The sequence below is a fragment of the Rubrivirga sp. genome (genome assembly GCF_049648075.1).
In the GTDB taxonomy this organism is placed as follows: domain Bacteria; phylum Bacteroidota; class Rhodothermia; order Rhodothermales; family Rubricoccaceae; genus Rubrivirga.
The window spans coordinates 1-18521 of sequence record NZ_JBARYR010000543.1 but is presented as its reverse complement, the minus strand read 5'-3'; the positions used below and the strand labels follow the sequence as shown (position 1 = coordinate 18521).

Below are 18521 nucleotides of genomic sequence, written 5' to 3'. Positions count from 1 at the left end.
GCGCCGGCAGACGACCAGATCGAGCTCGTCGTCCGTACCAGCCCGACGCTCTACGACGGCGCGTTCTCGAACCTGACGTGGATGCAGGAGGCGCCGCACCCGGTCACAAAGGTGACGTGGGACCCGGTCGCTCTTGTCTCGCCTCGGACCGCGATCCGTATGGGCATCGAGGACGAGAACCGATTCGAGACCGGCGAGGACGACCAGTTCGAGGGGACCGGCGTCGAGAAGGGCAAGAACTACGCGAACGTCGTCCGTTTTACGACGACAAACGGCGTCGCCGTCGATCTCCCCGTCTGGGTCCAGCCAGGCCAGCCGGACGACTCGATCACGGCGTTTATGGGCTACGGCCGTGAGTTCGCGACTGATCGCGAGATCCGCGACCGTGGCATCTTGGAGCGCGTGTTCGACGTCGACACCGACGTCTACCGCCCGGGTCCCGTCGCGAACGATGTTGGAAGCGCCCTCGAGGCCGGCGCCGTCTCGGCGCGCGTCGAGCGCTGCCGGTCCCTCGCCGCTCCCGTCGCTTCGATCGAGGCGTTCGAGGAGGTCGCCGACGACTACCTGATCGCCAGCACCCAGGACCACGGCACCATGCAGGGCCGCCTGATCCTGCGCATGGCGACCGTCGACGAGTACACCGCCGACCCGGAGTTCGCGAAGGACCGGAACCACTACGTCGAGGACACGCCGTGGGAGAACTTCGACCCGCTCTGGGGCGAGGAGAACTCGGCCTCGAACGACCCGCGTTTGGGCGACTGGATCTACTCCGAGAACCAGTGGGGCATGACCATCGATCTCAACGCGTGCACGGGTTGCAACGCGTGCGTCGTCGCGTGCCAGTCTGAGAACAACGTGCCGGTCGTGGGCAAGGACCAGGTGTCTCGCGGTCGCGAAATGCACTGGCTCCGCCTGGACCGCTACTACGTCGGCACCGACGAGTCGGACCCGGCCATGGTGTCGATGCCGCTGATGTGCGTCCACTGCGAGAACGCTCCTTGCGAGCAGGTTTGCCCGGTCAACGCGACCGCGCACTCGCCGGACGGCCTCAACGAGATGACCTACAACCGCTGCGTCGGCACGCGGTACTGCGCCAACAACTGCCCCTACAAGGTGCGGCGCTACAACTATTACAACTGGACCAAGACGCTCCCGCTCGAGGTCCAGATGCAGTCGAACCCCTACGTCACGGTCCGCTACCGCGGCGTGATGGAGAAGTGCACGTTCTGCGTCCAGCGCATCCGCCAGACGCAGGCGTACAACCACGCTCAGAACTCGGGACTCCCCGTCTCCGAGCAGAACTTCCGCATCGAGGACGGCTCGCTGCAGACGGCTTGCCAGCAGGCCTGCGCCTCGAACGCGATCGTGTTCGGCGACCTCAACGACCGCACGTCGGCCGTGGCTCGGAGCAAGGAGAGCCCGCGCAACTACGCGCTCCTCGCCGAGCTCGCCGTCAAGCCGCGCTTGACCTACCTCGCACGTCTCCGCAATCCGCACCCCGGTCTCGCCACGCCGTACGACACCGTCAAGAACCCGCTCATCAAGTCCTACGGCGACGACCTCGAGGTCGAACCGGCCGCTTAAGCTCTAGAACACGCCCCCGCCCCTGTGGCTACAGTCACTTCAAAGTCCGCCTACGGTCGCCTCGGTGGCGACGGCGCTCCGGCCTATCCTGACGGGACGCCGATGACGCTCGAGGACGCGCCTCTCGTCAAAGGCAACCTGTCGTTCCACGATGTGACCGAGCTCGTCTCGCATCACACGGAGAAAAAGACCCCGATTGCTTGGTTCATCGCCTTCGGTGCCGCCCTGGCGGGGCTCGGCATCATGGGCGTCGCGCTCGCCTACCTCGTCTGGAACGGGCCGGGCGTCTGGGGTGTGACCAACCCGGTGTCCTGGGGCTGGGCCATCGTCAACTTCGTGTTCTGGGTCGGCATCGGCCACGCGGGCACGCTGATCTCGGCCGTCCTCTTCTTGTTCCGGCAGAAGTGGCGCACGTCGATCAACCGAGCGGCCGAGGCGATGACCTTGTTCGCCGTCGCGTGTGCGTTGGTGTTCCCGACGTTCCACGTCGGACGCGTGTGGCTGGTCTACTACCTGCTGCCGATCCCGAACCAGATGGCCATGTGGCCGAACTTCAAGAGCCCGCTGCTCTGGGACGTGTTCGCGGTCTCGATCTACGGGACGGTCTCGCTCCTCTTCTGGTACGTCGGACTGATCCCGGACTTGGCGACGCTCCGTGACCGAGCGGCCAAGATGGGGCGGACGCTGCGCGCTCAGATCTTGGGCTTCTTCGCCCTGGGTTGGACCGGATCGAACCGGTCGTGGCGCCACTACGAGCGGGCTTACCTGCTCCTAGCTGGCCTGGCGACGCCGCTCGTCCTTTCCGTCCACTCCGTCGTCTCGTTCGACTTCGCGGTCTCGATGGTGCCCGGCTGGCACACGACCATCTTCCCGCCCTACTTCGTCGCCGGCGCCATCTTCTCGGGCTTCGCGATGGTGGTCACGCTGATGGTGGTCGCCCGCAAGGTGTACAACCTCGAGAACCTGATCACGCTCGACCACCTCGAGAAGATGAACATCATCATCCTGGTGACGGGGTCGGTGGTCGGGTTCGCCTACATCACGGAGTTCTTTATCGCGTGGTACTCGGGCGTCGTCTACGAGCAGTACGCGTTCGCCAACCGGGCCTTCGGGCCGTACTGGTGGGCCTACTGGGCCATGATGACCTGCAACCTGATCTTCCCTCAGCTCTTCTGGGTCAAGAAGTTCCGCCGGTCGATCCCGATCATGTTCGCGATCTCGATCACGACCAACATCGGCATGTGGTTCGAGCGGTTCGTGATCACGGTGACGTCGCTCCACCGCGACTACCTGCCGTCGAACTGGGACTACTACAGCGCCACGATCTGGGACGCGCTGCTCTTCTTGGGCACCTTCGGCCTGTTCTTTACGCTCTTCCTCCTGTTCCTGCGGTTCGTGCCGATGGTGGCGATCGCGGAGGTCAAGGGCGTAATGCCCCAGGCGGACCCGCACTTCTACCACCACTCCGGCGACGGTCACTCCGTCGGTGACGGCCACGACATCACGCACGACGTCGCACCGTACCAGCAGGACGCCTTCGTCCAGGGGGCTGCGCCCGCCGCCCTCGATGCGGACAGCGACGGCGTCCCAGACGACTTCGATCCCGACGCCACCGCCTAAGCATGCTGAGCAAGATCAGACAGACGATCGAGGACCGGGGCAACCAGCACGTCGGTTTGCTGGCCGAGTTCTCAGATCCCGGCGCCCTCGTCCACGCCATCGAGGGCCTGCGCGAGCGCGGCTACACCCAGCTCGATACCTACTCGCCGTTCCCGATCCACGGAATGGACCGCGCGATGGGGCTCCCCGTCTCGAAGCTTGGCTTCATGGTCTTTGGAGGTGGCCTCTTGGGCGGCTTCCTGGGGTGGGCGCTCCAGTGGTGGACGAGCGAGGTGGACTACGCGATCAACATCTCGAACAAGCCCCTCTTCGCCTGGGAGTCGTCCGTTCCCGTCATGTTCGAGCTCACGATCCTGTTCTCGGCCTTGACGGCGGTGGGCGGGATGCTAGCGCTCAACGGGCTCCCTCGGCCGTACAACCCCCTGTTCAACTCGGAGCGATTTAGCCGGGCCACCGACGACGCCTTCTTTGTACACGTCTCGGTCCGTGACGACTCGTTCTCGCGCTCTACGACGGCCAGTGACCTCGACGACTTGGGCGCCCTCGCCCTCGAGTACGTGGACCACGACGGGGCGACGGCCGTGAGCGAGACCGGCGACGCCGTGAGCTCCCTGCCCGCTGCGACGGGCACGCCGACACCGATCGTTCCTCAGCACACGACGGGCGACATCTAGCCTCGAGGCCGAACCAGGCCACACCCATGACTCTACGCACCCTCACGTTCGCACTAACGACAGTCGCCGTCCTCGGCGGCTGCCGCGGCATGACGAGCGATGCGCCGCCGATCCACCCGAACCTCAACATGGACTATGTGGAGCGGTTCGAGGCCCAGGAGGCCAACCCGCTCTTCGCCGATGGGTCCGCCATGCGCCAGCCGGTCGCCGGGACCGTCGCGCGAGGCCAGCTCCGCGTCGACGGGAACGCCCCGTTTTACTTCGGCCGGAACGCTGACGGGAGCTACGTCGCCGAGATCCCGGTCGAGGTCACGCCCGCGCTCCTCGAGCGAGGGCAGGACCGGTACGACATCTACTGCACGGTGTGCCACGGCATCGCCGGTGACGGTCGCGGCATCGTCGCGGTTGGGAATGGTGGTGTCGGGTACGGCTTCCAGGTCCCCAGTTACCACACCGACGCGCTCCGCGCCCGGGAGGATGGCTACATCTACGACGTGATTCAAAACGGCGTCAACACGATGGCGAGCTACGGGCACGAAGTCGCGCCGGCCGACCGCTGGGCCATCGTCTCCTACATCCGTGCGCTCCAACAGAGCCAGAACGCGACGGCCGACGACCTGCCGGAGACGGAGCGTCAGCGTCTCGACGTGGCCAACCCGAACGTCCGCACCAACTAACCCCACTTCGGGACACTAGCCGACCATGGCGAACGCTCTCACTCGCGTCTTTTTTGATCCGGTCGCCCTCGAGGGCGACCGCGTCCCCTCGCGGTTTCGCTTGTCGAGCGATTCCCGATGGTGGGCCGTCCCCCTCGGGGCTGGCGTGGCGCTCTTGGCGCTGGGCGTCATCCTCGCCCTAGCCGACGGCGGAGTGCCCCGTGCGCTGTTCTCCTACCTCATCGGGTGGTCGTTCTGCGTCTCGATCGCCATCGGGGCGCTGTTCTTCGTGATGATCCAGCACCTGACCAAGGCGCGGTGGTCGGTCACGATCCGCCGAATCCCGGAGGCGCTCATGGTCTCCTTCCCGATCCTAGCGCTGGCAGGGATCCCCGTCCTGCTGGGGATGCACGACCTCTACCACTGGACGCACGCGGAGCTGTTCGACCCCGCGTCGCCCCAGTACGACTCGATCGTCGCAGGCAAGGAGCCGTACCTCAATGTGCCCTTCTTCCTGATCCGGTACGTCGCCTACTTCGTCATCTTCTCGGTGCTGGGATATAAGCTCTACTCGTACTCGGTCCAGAACGACGCGACGCCCGACGTGGAGAACACGAAGAAGCTTCGGTGGTGGAGCGGCCTCGGCATCCCACTCGCAGCGATCGCGACCTCGTTCTTCTCGTTCGACATGATCATGTCGACCGACCCGCACTGGTTCTCGACCATGTTCGGGGTCTACTTCTTCGCCGGTGGCTGGCTCGGAGCGCTGTGCCTGGTCACGTTCCTGGCCTTGCTGCTCAAGAAGGGCAAGATGCTCGATGTCGTGACCGTGGAGCACACCCAGGACATGGGCAAGTTCATGTTCGCCTTCGTCGTGTTCTGGACGTACGTCGCCTTTAGCCAGTACATGCTGTACTGGTATGCGAACCTCCCCGAGGAGATCGTCTGGTTCACGAAACGGTTCGAAGGAAGCTGGGAGATCGTGGCGTGGTCGTTGCTGATCTTCAACTTCATCTTGCCGTTCGTCCTCCTGATCCCACGTGCGAGCAAGCGAATCGCGCCCATTTTGGCTACGATGGCCGTCTGGCTCCTGGTGATGCACTGGGTCGACCTCTGGTGGATGACGATGCCCTCGATGTACGTCTCGTCCTACGAGACAGGGTACGCCGCCCTCCAGGCCGGCGGAGGCGACCTGCTCGCCAGCTTGCAGGCGGCTCCCCCGCCAGAAGCCATCAACGACGCCGCGAGCGGAATGGCGATCAACGTCGTGGCGCCACATCTACCGATTGCCGAGATGGCCGTCTGGCTAGGCCTCTTCGGGCTGTTCGTTGGGATGGCCATGTTGCGCCTTGGTCGCCACGCAATCACGCCCTACGGCGACCCCTACTTCGCGGACTCCCTGCGCTTCGAGAACGTCTAGCCAGAGGCGTCCTCGAGGTCGGTCAGGGAGGGGAGACGGAGGGAGCTTTGTGCTCCACCGAATCTTTCAATCAAAACTGAAAACAAGTGAGGCTAGGCCTCGTTGACTGATTCCATGAGCGACCAGGTCCCACCGATCGATCCCGCCGACGAGCGCCCCCAGGACGCGGAGGCCCGCGTTCCGAACCCGCACCGCGGCGAGCCCGTGCCCACCCCAGAGGAGGGGATGAGGCCTGGAGTGGATCCGGCCGTTCGCCCGGAGCAGGATGAGGAGATCGGACCCATCGAGGGGCTGTTGACCGCGACCGTGGCGACGGTCGACGAGGAGGCGTCCGGCGTTATGGGGTCCGACGACCCAGAAGCTGAGGCGCTGCTCGCCCAGATGGGTGTCGAGGAAGAGGGGATCGCATCGGGCCAGCTCTTGGGGCTGGTCGCCGCCACGCTGGCGTCGGTGGCGGCTCTCGCGATCATCCTGATCTACCTGTTCTACATCCCGTTCCGTACGCAGGTCGGGCTACGCGCCGATGGTGAGGCGGAGTACATCGAGCTCCGGGATCTACAGGCCGAGGGGATCGCCAAGCTCTCGCAGTACACTCGCGCAGAAGAGACCTATGGTGTGCCCGTCAGCCGAGCCATGGGCCTGGTGGCTGCTCGCTACGGATCCGCGGCCTCGAGCGGCCTTCCCCAGCGGTCTGCGGAGTGGAACATGCTGCCCGTGATGATCAACCCCGGGCGCGTCGTTCAAGACGTCCCGATTGAGACGGACATCCTGCCTCCGACGGCCACAGACATCCCAGACGTTGCACCGACCGGCGAGCGCGTCGGCCAAGACGTCGACGCCGACGCGACGGTGAATCTGATCGACAACGATGCCGACACCGTCGTCGAGGACGTGGACATCGACGACACGCCGGGGGTGACCCCACTCCGAGACTCCAACTGATGCGCCTCCGTGCTCTTCTGACTCTGACCGTAGGCGTCGCCCTTGCGATGGGCGCGAACGCACAGGTCATCCAGCAGGGGAGCATGCCGCCGCTCGATGGCCAGGAGGGGCAGGGAGCCCTCCCGAATCGCCTCGCTGGTCAAGTGGGCATCATCGAGGCTCTCGGTAACACCGTCCCGACGGACCTGACCTTTCTCAACGAAGAGGGAGCGCCGGTTCAGCTCGCATCCATCCTCGAGGACGGACGGCCGCTCGCGATCGCGTTCGTGTACCACAGCTGCCCGATGCTGTGCAGCTTGGTCTTGGACGGTGTCGCCGATGCGGTCGCAGAGACGGACCTCGATCTGGGCCAAGACTACCAGGTGCTGGCGGTCTCGATGGATCCGCGCGATACGCCCTCCAGGGCGGACTCGGCCAAGGCGAAATACGCTCGGCGTGGCGATCTCGGCGACCTCGATGCGTTCCACCTGTGGACGGTTGGGGAGGAGTACGAGTCGAGCGTTCAGCGACTGGCCGACGCCGTCGGCTTCAAGTACGCCTACGACGTGCGGACGGGGGAGTACGCGCACAGCGGCGCTCTCGTCTTGCTGAGCCCTGAGGCCAAGGTGACCCGGTACCTCTACGGCATCAACTACGCCGGCCGCGACTTCAAGCTGGGCTTGGTCGAGGCGAGTGAGGGGACTGTCGGGACCGCCTTCGACCGCTTCCTGATCACGTGCTATGAGTACGACGAGGACGCCCAGTCGTATTCGCTCCAAGTCTTGACCCTGACCAAGATCGGCGGGGCCCTGCTCATGCTTTTGTTCGGCGGCCTGCTCGCGTTCTACTGGCGCCGCGAAGTCAACCGAACTCCCGACGGCTGGGACGACGCTCGTCCCGCTGCCGCCTAGTGACACTCCGTCGTCGCCCTCGAGGCCGACCTTTCCTAGATGATCTACTCCCTACTCCTGCTCCTTCAAGTCGCTGCTGACTCGGTCGGCGGTCCGACGCGGCAGGCCTTCTTCACGGAGGGCGGCTCGGTCTGGCTGCCGCCCCAGGAGTCGACGACGGCCCACGAGATCGACGGGCTGTTCTACTTCATCCTGTACATGAGCATCCTGCTCACCCTCATCGTTACCGCTGCGATGGTGTACTTCGTCTGGAAGTACCGCCGGAAGTCCAACGCGGACCGGCCGATCGACGTTCACGAGAGCAAGTGGCTCGAGATCAGCTGGATCACGGTCCCGACGCTCTTGGTGCTGGTCGTCTTCTTCTGGGGCTTCCGCGCCTACGTGAGCACGTCCATCCCGCCGAGCGACGCGATCACGATCAACGTCAAGGCCCAGAAGTGGGCGTGGGGCTTCGAATATCAGAACGGGATGCAAGGGTTCAACGAGGTCTGGGTCCCCGTCAACACACCGATCCGGATGGAGATGACGAGCCAGGACGTGCTCCACAGCTTCTACGTCCCGGAGTTCAGGATCAAGCACGACGTGATCCCCAACCGCTTCTCGTACGTCTGGTTCGAGGCCCCGCGTGAGGGGGTCTATCAAGTTCTCTGCACCGAGTATTGCGGCACGGCGCACTCCAACATGGGCGCCCGAATCAACGTCGTCTCGAGGACGGAGTACTACGAGATCCTGCGGAACGGCCCACCGGGTGCCGGGCCGGTCGCGCCGGCCGTCTTGGGCGAGCAACTCTACACCGCGCGCAGCTGCAACACGTGCCACTCCGTCGACGGATCGTCCGGCGTTGGCCCGACGTGGCTCGGGCTGTGGGAGCAGGCCAAGCCGGGGAGCGACCAGGGGATCGCCGACGAGGAGTACCTCATCGAATCGATCCTCTACCCTCAGGCGTACATCACGCCGGGGTACGAGAACGCGAACATGCCCTCGTACGAGGGCCAACTCAACGACGAGCAACTCGCCGGACTCGTCGCCTACATCCGCGTCCTGAACGGCGCGGGTACGGCCGCCGACACCACGCTTTCCGCCGACGCCGACTCGAGTCAGTCGCTCGCCGGCCAGCCGCCCGAGGGCGGCATGGGGGACCCGAGCGTCCCCGTCGCCGACCCCGTCGCTCCTGGTGAGCGCGAGGCCGTCCGCGACGACGAACCACTCATTGACAGCGAATAACATCACACCGCTGGCCCCGTCCTCGAGGCCGACGCCCCAACTCTCATGGCGACGCTGACAGAAGCCCCACCCCGCCCGACGGCCCGACCGGCCTCGATGCCTCGTGAGCAGCGAGCGTATCCGGTCGGTCACGAGCCGGTCCACAACTACCTCCGTGAGCCACGGCCCGCCGACGACGTCCGCGGCTTGGCCCGCGCGTGGCAATGGATCAAGCTGTGGGCCTTCACCGTGGACCACAAGCGGATCGGGATCATGTATCTCGTGGCCGTCTCGGTCTTCTTCGCGGTGGGCGGCCTGCTCGCCCTCGGCATCCGAACCGAGCTGTTCTTCGTGAACGGCCCCGACGGCGCCGGCTCGATCATGAGCGCGGACACCTACAACCGCGTGTTCACGATGCACGGGCTGGTGATGGTGTTCCTGTTCATCATCCCGTCGATACCGGCCACGATGGGCAACTTCCTGTTGCCGATCATGGTCGGCGCCAAGGACGTGGCGTTTCCCAGGCTCAACCTGCTGAGCCTGTACATCTACGTGATCGGCGCCATCATCGCGTTGATGTCGATCACGACCGGCGGCGTCGACACGGGCTGGACGTTTTACACGCCCTACTCGAAGGAGACGGGGACGGCCGTCATCGCGATGGCGATGGGCGCCTTTGTGATGGGCTTCTCGTCCATCCTGACGGGCCTCAACTTCATCGTGACCATTCACAAGATGCGGGCGCCGGGCATGACCTGGAACCGGATGCCGCTCTTCCTGTGGTCGATCTACGCGACCTCGATCGTCCAGATCTTGGCGACGCCGGTCATCGGCATCACGCTCGTGCTGCTGGTGATGGAGCGCGTGTTGGGCATCGGCATCTTCGATCCGGCGCTCGGTGGAGACCCCGTTCTGTTCCAGCACTTTTTCTGGTTCTACAGTCACCCGGCCGTCTACATCATGATCCTGCCAGCCTTCGGCGTGATCTCGGAGTTGATGGGGACGTTCAGCCGCCAGCGTGTCTACGGCTACCGCGCCGTCGCGCTCTCGTCGGTGGCGATTGCGCTCCTAGGCTTCTTGGTCTGGGGCCACCACATGTTCACGTCGGGTCAGAGCCCGGTGTCGAGCGTCGTGTTCTCGCTGATCACGTTCCTGATCGGCATCCCGTCCGGCATCAAGATCTTCAACTGGGTTTGGACGATGTACAAGGGCAGCGTCTGGCTCAAGACGCCGATGCTCTACGCCCTGACGTTCCTGTTCCTGTTCACGATCGGTGGCGTGACGGGCATCATGGTCGGCGCACTCGCCGTCGACATCCACCTGCACGACACCTACTTCGTCGTGGCCCACTTCCACTACGTGATGATGGGCGGGACGGTGATGGCGTTCCTGGGCGGGCTCCACTACTGGTGGCCCAAGATGACCGGCCGGCTCTACAACGAGACGCTGGGCAAGGTCTCGGCGCTGTTGGTCTTCCTCGGCTTCAACATGACGTTCTTTATCCAGTTCGTCATGGGCAGCCAGGGCATGCCGCGCCGCTACTACGACTACCCGGACATGCCGTGGCTCGAGCCGCTGCACCAGGCCTCGACCATCGGATCGTACGTCTTGGGGGTCGGCCTGCTAGTCGTGCTCGTCAACGGCCTGTGGTCGCTCAAGAAGGGCAAGCTGGCCCCGGGCAACCCGTGGGGCGGCGCCACACTCGAGTGGACGCACTGCACGACGCCGCCGGACCACCACAACTTCCACCACACGCCGCTCGTGACCCACGGCCCGTACGATTACGAGGTCCTGTTCAAGAGCTCCGGCGACAGCCAGCGCGGCGCGCCCGTCCCGAACGTCGAGGTCGGCGCTCCGCAGGAGATGGACAAGACCGTCGACGACGGGACGAGCCAGCCCGACCCGCTCGTATAACCGTCCGCCCTCGAGGACGCGGCACTGAGCCGCCCTCGAGGACGATCTTCCGGCCCTGAGGTCGAACCCGAGATACACATGGCGACACCCACGCAAGTCACCGTCGAGGACCCGCACGTCGGGGACGATCATGGTGGAGACGGCCACGCGAGCTCCCACGAGGAGCACATGCTGGTCGGGCACGACGGCCAGATGCACCCGTCGAACCTGCGCCACTACTTCGTCTCCTCGGAGCAGCAGTTCGAGGCCTCGAAGCTGGGGATGTGGCTGTTCCTGGCGACGGAGATCCTGCTCTTCGGAGGGATGTTCGTGGCGTACGGCATCTTCCGCGTGCTCTACCCAGAGCTGTACGAGCAGGCGAGCATGCAGCTCGACACAGCGCTAGGCGCAGCCAACACGTTGGTCTTGCTACTCTCGTCCTTGACGATGGCGTGGGCCATCCGCGCGGTCCAGATGGACAACCGCAAGCTGATGATCCAGATGCTCTCGGCCACGATCCTGTTGGCGTCGGGCTTTCTGGTCGTCAAGTATTTCGAGTACGCGCACAAGTTTGAGTACGGGATCTATCCCGGTGTCAACTTTGAGCTGAACGAGGGGACACAGCGAGTTAATGACCTGACTGGTGCCGTTCCCGGTACGCCCTTGTTCGTCCCAGGCGGCGACGAGGAGATGGAGGATGTCGAAGCCGGAGAGGCCGATGCCGGCACGATCGTCACGGGCGACGCACCACTCGTCGGCGACGACCAGAACACGATCCCCGGAGAGTCTGAGGCGGTCCCCGATGGGGGAGCCGGAGACGTCCTGGACGCCGAACCCGAAGGGCCGGGCGCCCGCATTGACGCGGGCGCGCCCGACCTCGAGGACGAAGCGAGCGCCGTCCCCGACGCCCTCGAGGCCACCGACGTCCCCGATGCGGTGGACGCCGACCCCGTCCGGGGCGGGGCGGAGGTCCCGCAGGAAAGCGTCGCCGAGGCGCTCGCCGGAACCGACGCCCTCGACGGGCCCGAAGTCACGAATCCCGGCGAGTACAACCAGGACGGGCTCGGGACCGAGCACGGCGAGGACCACGGAGGTCGCGAGGACGAGATCTTCTCGAACCGACGCGCGGGCATCTTCTTCGCGATCTACTACATGATGACGGGCATCCACGCCCTGCACATCATCATCGGCATCATCGCGATCGGGTTCTTGGTGTTTTTCGGCGCGAGGGGCAAGTACTCGAGCGTCTACTACACCCCGGTCGAGAACGTGGGCCTGTATTGGCACATCGTCGACATCATCTGGATTTTCGTCTTCCCCCTCATGTACCTGATCTAGAGCCGTCCACGAGGACGTCGCTCGGATCGCGCAAGCGACCATGGCAGACCACGCACACACGGAGGGACACGAGGAGCACACGGGCCACGGCGGCCACCACGTCTTCGACAAGAAGACGCTCCTGGGGACCTTCTACATTTTGGTTGGACTCACCTTTCTCACGGTGATCCTGGCCCTGTGGGAGCGGGGCTTCGCGGACATCTTCGGCCTCGAGCTCGAGTTTCCAGCCCTGCATGTCGGGCCGCTAAGCGTGCCGATCGCGTTCGCGATCGCGGGCACCAAGGTGTACTGGGTGGCCACCCGGTTCATGGGGCTCAAGTACGAGAAGACAGGGACCAACACTCTCGTCTTCCTAGGCAGCACGTCGTTCTTATTGGTGTTCTTCGCCTTTACCTGGCTCGACTTCGCGTTCCGAGACACGTTCGAGGAGCTCTCGGCCGTTCCAACGGACGTCCTCGAGGAGCAGGCCCTCGAAGCGCAGACGGTCCAGACCGAGATCGAAGATGAGTTCAACGCGGCACCTCTCGTTGCCGACCCGGACCCCGAGCTCTTCGGGACGCCAGCGGCCGACGTCGCACCCGCCGTTCCTGAAACCACCGACGCCGAGTAAGCCGTGCTACCCATCGGAGCCCTCTTCGTCGCATTCTTCGCCGTGGCGGTCCCGGCGATTCTGCTGATGGCGATTTGGGCGGGGGTCATGGCATTCCGACTGCTCTTTCCCGAGGAGGCCCTCCCAGACGGAGCTCTGTCGGCTCGCGAGCGAGATATTGCACGGGGGCCGTCACATCGCGTCCGGGTCCGGGACATCATGGAGGACCAGCAGGCCCGTCAAGAGGTCGCGTCCCGAGATCACGGCTTGCCCGACCGGCACCCGCTGTTCGACGACTTGTGGTTGCGCCGGAATTAGACCGGCCTTCCTCGAGGACGTGCAGGCCGACCTCGAGGACGAGGCATAGGGAGCCGTATCCTGACCCCGTCACTCTTACCGAGCTGTGAAAGTCACTGAGCACTACGAACGCGCCGACGGGCCTCTGTTCTCGTACGAGATCATCCCGCCGACACGGGGAAGCTCAGTCTCTGACGTGCTGGGCGTCGTCGAGGCGCTGGCCCCCTACGACCCGCCGTTCATCGACGTCACGAGCCACTCGGCCGAGGCGATCTACGACGAGCAGCCGGACGGGACGGTCCGCAAGCGCGTCAAGCGGAAGCGTCCAGGCACGCTCGGCCTGTGTGCCGCGATTCAGTACCGGTTTGGGATCGACGCCGTACCGCACATCCTGTGTCGCGGGTTCACGCAAGAGGAGACCGAGGACGCGCTGATCGAGCTCAACTACCTCGGCATCCACAACCTGCTCGCGGTCCGAGGCGACGACAACGGCGACCACAAGCCTCAGCGACCGGACCGGCACCGAAACGAGTACGCGAGCGACCTGGTGGCCCAGATCTGCGAGATGAACGAGGGTCACTACCTCAACGACCTGCTGGACGCCGCCCCAACGGACTTCTGCATCGGCGTCGGTGGCTATCCGGAGAAGCACGTCGACGCGCCGAACCGGACGTGGGACGTTCTCAACCTCAAGCGCAAGGTGGACGCCGGAGCCGACTACGTGGTGTCCCAGATGTTCTTCGACAACGGCCACTTTCTCGACTGGGTCGAGCGATGCCGCGACGTGGGCATCGACGTTCCGATCGTGCCAGGTCTGAAGATCCTGACCTCGAAGCGCCAGCTTAGGTCACTCCCTCGGTCCTTCTACACCGAGATCCCCGAGTCGCTCGCCGCCGAGGTCGAGGAGGCCAAGGACGAGCACGTCGCCGACGTCGGCGTAGAGTGGGCGCGGCGCCAGGCCGAGGAGCTCCTCGAGGCCGGCGTGCCCGGGATCCACTTCTACATCATGTCGACGGCCAAGCACGTCGTGAAGGTCGCGGAGCCGCTGCGCAAGCTGGTGAGCTAAGGGGGCGTCCTCGAGGACGGTTGGCATCTGACTCGACCTTGAGACCGACGAGGGCTTGGCGCGCCATGCCCCTCGGCTCCGCACTCGTCCTCGAGGGCGGGCTACACGCCTGCCGCGTCGAGGTACGCGTCCTCGAGGTCGCGCATGGCGGCACGCTGCTGGTCCGTGGCGTCGTCGTGGCCGCACAGGTGCAAGACGCCGTGGGCGACGTAGCGCAGCGCCTCGTGCTCCATCGTGACTCCGAACTCCGGCGCCCGCTCCATGGCCGTGTCGAGGTCGACGTAGACCTCGCCCTCGACGCGTCCTCGAGGCAGGGCGTCCTCGTCGAGGACGAACGAGACGACGTCGGTTTCGTAATCGTGGCCGAGCCACTCGCGGTTGAGCTCGTGGACCAGGCCGTGGTCGCCTAGGATGATTCCGATCGATGCAGCCTCGAGACCTTCTCCCTCGAGGACGGCACCTACGACGCTGCGAACGCTCTCGTCCTCGAGGACGAGGGACGGGTGCGCTTGGTGAACCTCAACGGCCGGTTCGCCCTCGAGAACGGCCGGTTCGCCCTCGAGGTCGGTCACGTCGAGTTGCCTCGTGCCTCGCGCCCCATCCCCCTTACCCCTCCGGCGTCCAGTCGCCCTCGAAGAGCGGCTCGCTCAGCGAGAGAACGACGGCCGCTTGGGCGACCTCGGGAGCGACGGTCAAGAAGTCGGCGGAGAGCAGGTGCTCGGAGACGTTGGCGTAGAGGGAGCACGCGGCCTCTCGCTCGACGACGAGACCGGCGACGCGGCCACCGCCTCGCGCGAAGAAGATGACCTCGCCCAGCTCGTCGGATGTGACCAGTCCCGCGCAGTCGTGGAGCTCGAGGTGCGCCTCGGTGCCGTAGACTTTGACGAGCGACGTGTCGCCGGTCGACGTGACCTCGACGGCCAACCGGCGCCCGCTCCCACTGTCGGAGAGCGCCAGGCGCGTGAGCGACCCCTCACGGTCCGGGGTGACGCCCAGGACGGAGGCGGCGCGGTCGAGGTCGGCGTCGGACAGGAGCGGCATCAGAGCGGCAGAGGGCGTGGCGGAAGGTACGGGAAGTCGGGCTCGTCCTCGAGGGCGGCGAGCTAGCTGCCCTCGACGGGCGGAGCCGCTTCCGGCTCGGGCGGCGGGCGCATGGCTTCGGCCTCCTCGCGGATTTGCTCCGGCGTTCGGCGGAAGCGCTCGTCCCCGATCACGTCCGCGATCCGACCCATGAACGACGACGCGGCGTCGTAGTCGCCGCCGACGATGTAGGCGGACTGCACGTACTGGACGAACTGGAACGCCTCCTGCTGCCCAGACGCCGACGCGCCTTCGAGCCGAGCGAGCGCCTGATCTTCGGCGCTGCGCAGGACGGTCGACGCCATCTCTGTGTTGCCGGACCGGGTGTAAGCGTCGGCCAGCGTCAGGAGCGATCCGAAGCTGGGGGCGACGGTCTCGAACGGCACGTCGCTTGCCAGCCGCTCCAAGATGGTCTCGGCGGCTTCCGTCTCGCCCTGCTCGGCCAAGCGGGTCGCGATCGATCCCAAGCGGATCCGGTACCCATCGGCCATGTTGCGGGCGTTCTGGTCGAGGTAGACGTCGGGATCGTTGAGGCCGCGGAACTGGAAGTTGTTCAGGCGAGCGAGAGCGACCGCCGGAACCACGGCGCCGTCGGGATCGCCGCCTCCACGCGGGAGCGGGACGACGCGACGCGCCAGGCCCTCGTTCTGAAAGTAGTCCTGGAGCCCGAGCTCGGACTGTTGCGAGACGGTCCCCGCGAAGTAGATCGGCCGCTTCCAGCCATCCTCCGCGATCGAGCGCAGGATGTCGAGAACGGCCAAGTCAGCGGTGTACAGGACGCTCCGCCCGTCTCCGAGCGGTTGGCCGTTGAGCGTCCACGTCATCTGGCTCGGAATCGAGGACGGGTCGATCTGGCCGGCGACGGTCTCGTCGATGAACGCGCTCGCGTCGACGGGCAATCCGACCTCGGTCGGCTCGATCAGGCGCGGGGCGAGGTTGCCGGTCGCGCGCTGGTCGATGGGACCGCTGATCCCCGCGATGTCCGCGTCGGTGACGCTCATCGGGATCGGGGCGCTCTCTCGGCTCCACTGGTCGCGGAGCTGGCGGATGTACCACGGCGTGTTCAGGAGCGACAGGTTGACCACGCGGACGTCGCGGCGGACGCCCATGACCTCCTGCATGTACCACAGCGGGAAGGTGTCGTTGTCGCCGTTCGTGAGCAGGATCGCGTTGGGCGCCGTGCTCTCGAGCAGGTTCTGGGCAAAGTCCGTCGCGATGTGGCGGCCGGAGCGGTCGTGGTCGTCGTAGTTCTCGACGGCCATCCATCCGGGGACGGCCAGGAAGAGGGCAGCGGCGACGGCCAAGCCGGCGACTCGGCGCAGCGACTCGCCCTTCTCGCGGAGAGCGTCGGTCACGAGCTCGACCAGACCGGTCGCGCCGATACCGATCCACAGCGCGAAGGCAAAGAACGACGCCACATAGGCGTAGTCCCGTTCTCGAGGCTGGAACGGCGTCTGGTTGAGGTACAGAATGATCCCGACACCCGTCACCAAGAACAAGACGCCGACGCCGAGCGCTCGTCGCCAGTCTTTTTGGATGTGGAAGGCGAGTCCGAGCAACCCCAACAGGAGAGGGAGCCCGAAGTACATATTTCGAGTGGACTGCTCCGACGGCGTCGTCCCCGGCGGATCGCCGCGTTGACCCAGGCCGGAGATCCACCCGGCGTCCTGGATGTCCGAGGCGCGCCCGACGAACTGCCACATGAAGTACCGCCCGTACATGTGGCCGAGTTGGTAGTTGACGAAGTAGTCCCAATCCGAGTCGTACTGGGCGTAGACCTGGGTGTGGGCCGGGACGGACGAGTGGCGGCGCGGGAACGACGTCTGCTCGTCGACGCGGCCGGTCCGGTCGTCGAACGTGTTGCCGGTCAGGAGCGGCGTGCTGCCGTACTGCTCGCGCTTGAGGTAGCTCACGATGGCCTCGGCGTTCTCCGGGTCGTTCTCGTCGATCGGCGGATCGGCGGCGGACCGGATGAAGATCAAGCCGTAGGACGAGTAGCCCGTGATCACCATCGTCACGATGAGCGCGGCCAGGTTGAGCACGGGTCGCTTGTTCTTCTGCGTCCACCAGACCGCGGCGACGAGCGTGGCGACGACGGCGAGTAGGAAGAACGTCGGGGCGCCGCTCGCGCCCGCCAGCGTCGGCAGGGTCTGGACGACGCCGGGGTAGATCATCAGGAAGGCCAAGACCGAGACGACGGCCGTGATCGCCAGGCCCTTGAAGCGCTGAGCGTTGGTCCAGTCGTCGCGGTCGACCTTCTGGAAGAAAACGATGAGCGCGATGAAGAACAACGTCAGGACATTGAGCAGGTGGACGCCGATCGCGAGCCCGAACAGGTAGGCGATGGCGACCAGGTAGCGGTCGGCGTGGAGACCGAACGGGTGCTCGCCGCGGGAGGCGAGCTCGGCCTCCTCGGCGCGTGTCGCGTCGCGCCAGACGAGAGCGAGCCAGACCACGAGTGCCGTGAACAGCATCGACATGGCGTAGACCTCGGCCTCGACGGCGTTGAACCAGAACGAGTCCGTCGCCGCGAACGCGAGGGCTCCAATCGCGCCGCCGGCGTTGGCTCCGATCCGCTGGGCCGTCGTCCACGTCGCCGGGTGACCCGCCCATACGCGGACCAGACGCCGGATCACCAGGTGCGTCAGCAGGATCGTGAGCGCGCTGCACACGACCGAGACCAGGTTGACTGCGTAGGCGACGGGCTCCGGCGACAGCCCGCCGAAGACCGGCGCGATCATCGAGAAGAGGCGCCCGACCAACATGTAGAACGGCGCGCCGGGCGGGTGGCTCACCTGGAGCCCGTTCGAGATGGCGATAAACTCGCCCGAGTCCCAGAACGGCGTCGTCTCGGCCATCGTGGCCCAGTAGAGGACGAGCGCATAGAGGAAGACCGCGGCGGAGACGAGGCGGTCGAAAAGCTTGCCGTTCATGCGTGGCGTGGCGGGACGTCCTCGAGGGACCAAGTGCGACGGTGCGAAGATAGCCCGGGGGAGCGGCGCCCCCCGACCGATCCAACGGAGACGCGGGGCGTTTCGGGTGCGGCCTCGAGGTCGGACGTCGCGGCCTGGCATGTCGTCCCTTCGACTACGCTCCGGACATGCCTCGAGGACGCGGACCTCGAGGACGGAACGGGCGTTCTTCGGACATGCGCGCTGCCCTCGCCCTGCTCGCCCTGTCCGTGGTGGTCGCCGTCTTCGCGTGGCTGATCGGTCGGGAGCGGGACGGGACGTCGTGGAGCGCCGTCGACCGGATGGTCGCGCTGCGGG

Annotated in this window: 16 protein-coding genes; 13 read left to right on the top strand and 3 right to left on the bottom strand. The window is 65.7% G+C overall.

The window, feature by feature from the left end:
• From WBA11_RS15220 to WBA11_RS15160, 13 genes are all read left to right on the top strand, one after another.
• Positions 1 to 1584 (top strand): 4Fe-4S dicluster domain-containing protein (locus WBA11_RS15220; protein ID WP_424521511.1); only part of this gene is annotated, 1584 nt, incomplete at its 5' end.
• A 102-nt stretch (positions 1585 to 1686) separates the two neighbouring features.
• Complete coding sequence (gene nrfD, locus WBA11_RS15215) at positions 1687 to 3204, top strand: NrfD/PsrC family molybdoenzyme membrane anchor subunit (RefSeq protein ID WP_424521513.1); 1518 nt, start codon at positions 1687 to 1689, stop codon at positions 3202 to 3204.
• Positions 3205 to 3206: 2 nt separating this feature from the next.
• Positions 3207 to 3878: a DUF3341 domain-containing protein gene (locus tag WBA11_RS15210; RefSeq protein ID WP_424521510.1), complete on the top strand. Its 672-nt coding sequence runs from the start codon at positions 3207 to 3209 to the stop codon at positions 3876 to 3878.
• Positions 3879 to 3904: 26 nt separating this feature from the next.
• Positions 3905 to 4555: a c-type cytochrome gene (locus tag WBA11_RS15205; RefSeq protein WP_424521509.1), complete on the top strand. Its 651-nt coding sequence runs from the start codon at positions 3905 to 3907 to the stop codon at positions 4553 to 4555.
• Between the two features lie 25 nt (positions 4556 to 4580).
• Positions 4581 to 5954: a hypothetical protein gene (locus WBA11_RS15200; RefSeq protein WP_424521508.1), complete on the top strand. Its 1374-nt coding sequence runs from the start codon at positions 4581 to 4583 to the stop codon at positions 5952 to 5954.
• A 114-nt stretch (positions 5955 to 6068) separates the two neighbouring features.
• Positions 6069 to 6896 (top strand): hypothetical protein, encoded by an 828-nt coding sequence (locus WBA11_RS15195; RefSeq protein WP_424521507.1) that lies wholly within the window; start codon positions 6069 to 6071, stop codon positions 6894 to 6896.
• Positions 6896 to 7786: an SCO family protein gene (locus tag WBA11_RS15190; RefSeq protein WP_424521506.1), complete on the top strand. Its 891-nt coding sequence runs from the start codon at positions 6896 to 6898 to the stop codon at positions 7784 to 7786. Before WBA11_RS15195 ends, WBA11_RS15190 begins: the two co-directional genes overlap by 1 nt.
• A 39-nt stretch (positions 7787 to 7825) precedes the next feature.
• On the top strand, positions 7826 to 9010 hold the full coding sequence (gene coxB / locus WBA11_RS15185) for a cytochrome c oxidase subunit II (protein WP_424521505.1): 1185 nt from the start codon (positions 7826 to 7828) through the stop codon (positions 9008 to 9010).
• A 96-nt stretch (positions 9011 to 9106) separates the two neighbouring features.
• Complete coding sequence (ctaD, locus tag WBA11_RS15180; protein WP_424521512.1) at positions 9107 to 10903, top strand: cytochrome c oxidase subunit I; 1797 nt, start codon at positions 9107 to 9109, stop codon at positions 10901 to 10903.
• A gap of 78 nt (positions 10904 to 10981) precedes the next feature.
• Complete coding sequence (locus WBA11_RS15175) at positions 10982 to 12220, top strand: cytochrome c oxidase subunit 3 (protein ID WP_424521504.1); 1239 nt, start codon at positions 10982 to 10984, stop codon at positions 12218 to 12220.
• A 40-nt stretch (positions 12221 to 12260) separates the two neighbouring features.
• Positions 12261 to 12830, top strand: a complete 570-nt coding sequence (locus tag WBA11_RS15170) for a hypothetical protein (protein WP_424521503.1) — start codon at positions 12261 to 12263, stop codon at positions 12828 to 12830.
• 3 nt (positions 12831 to 12833) lie between these two features.
• The gene (locus WBA11_RS15165) at positions 12834 to 13127 is read left to right on the top strand and encodes a hypothetical protein (protein WP_424521502.1); all 294 of its coding nucleotides are present in this window, start codon (positions 12834 to 12836) and stop codon (positions 13125 to 13127) included.
• An 85-nt stretch (positions 13128 to 13212) separates the two neighbouring features.
• Positions 13213 to 14172: a methylenetetrahydrofolate reductase gene (locus tag WBA11_RS15160; RefSeq protein WP_424521501.1), complete on the top strand. Its 960-nt coding sequence runs from the start codon at positions 13213 to 13215 to the stop codon at positions 14170 to 14172.
• A gap of 101 nt (positions 14173 to 14273) precedes the next feature.
• On the opposite strand, the gene ybeY is transcribed toward WBA11_RS15160, so the two are convergent.
• The 3 genes from ybeY to WBA11_RS15145 all read right to left on the bottom strand — a co-directional run bounded on the left by ybeY (position 14274) and on the right by WBA11_RS15145 (position 18185).
• Positions 14274 to 14744, bottom strand: coding sequence for an rRNA maturation RNase YbeY (ybeY, locus tag WBA11_RS15155; RefSeq protein WP_424521500.1), 471 nt, complete (start codon positions 14742 to 14744; stop codon positions 14274 to 14276).
• 34 nt (positions 14745 to 14778) lie between these two features.
• The gene (locus WBA11_RS15150) at positions 14779 to 15213 is read right to left on the bottom strand and encodes a hypothetical protein (protein WP_424521499.1); all 435 of its coding nucleotides are present in this window, start codon (positions 15211 to 15213) and stop codon (positions 14779 to 14781) included.
• Positions 15214 to 15275: 62 nt separating this feature from the next.
• On the bottom strand, positions 15276 to 18185 hold the full coding sequence (locus WBA11_RS15145; RefSeq protein WP_424521498.1) for a DUF2723 domain-containing protein: 2910 nt from the start codon (positions 18183 to 18185) through the stop codon (positions 15276 to 15278).
• Positions 18186 to 18521 lie beyond the last annotated feature (336 nt).

Bases quoted from the DNA above. Each gene is read 5' to 3' on its own strand.
- nrfD (WP_424521513.1), top strand. From the start codon at position 1,687: ATGACGCTCGAGGACGCGCCTCTCGTCAAAGGCAACCTGTCGTTCCAC.
- WBA11_RS15210 (WP_424521510.1), top strand. From the start codon at position 3,207: ATGCTGAGCAAGATCAGACAGACGATCGAGGACCGGGGCAACCAGCAC.
- WBA11_RS15205 (WP_424521509.1), top strand. From the start codon at position 3,905: ATGACTCTACGCACCCTCACGTTCGCACTAACGACAGTCGCCGTCCTC.
- WBA11_RS15200 (WP_424521508.1), top strand. From the start codon at position 4,581: ATGGCGAACGCTCTCACTCGCGTCTTTTTTGATCCGGTCGCCCTCGAG.
- WBA11_RS15195 (WP_424521507.1), top strand. From the start codon at position 6,069: ATGAGCGACCAGGTCCCACCGATCGATCCCGCCGACGAGCGCCCCCAG.
- WBA11_RS15190 (WP_424521506.1), top strand. From the start codon at position 6,896: ATGCGCCTCCGTGCTCTTCTGACTCTGACCGTAGGCGTCGCCCTTGCG.
- coxB (WP_424521505.1), top strand. From the start codon at position 7,826: ATGATCTACTCCCTACTCCTGCTCCTTCAAGTCGCTGCTGACTCGGTC.
- ctaD (WP_424521512.1), top strand. From the start codon at position 9,107: ATGCCTCGTGAGCAGCGAGCGTATCCGGTCGGTCACGAGCCGGTCCAC.
- WBA11_RS15175 (WP_424521504.1), top strand. From the start codon at position 10,982: ATGGCGACACCCACGCAAGTCACCGTCGAGGACCCGCACGTCGGGGAC.
- WBA11_RS15170 (WP_424521503.1), top strand. From the start codon at position 12,261: ATGGCAGACCACGCACACACGGAGGGACACGAGGAGCACACGGGCCAC.
- WBA11_RS15150 (WP_424521499.1), bottom strand. From the start codon at position 15,213: ATGCCGCTCCTGTCCGACGCCGACCTCGACCGCGCCGCCTCCGTCCTG.
- WBA11_RS15145 (WP_424521498.1), bottom strand. From the start codon at position 18,185: ATGAACGGCAAGCTTTTCGACCGCCTCGTCTCCGCCGCGGTCTTCCTC.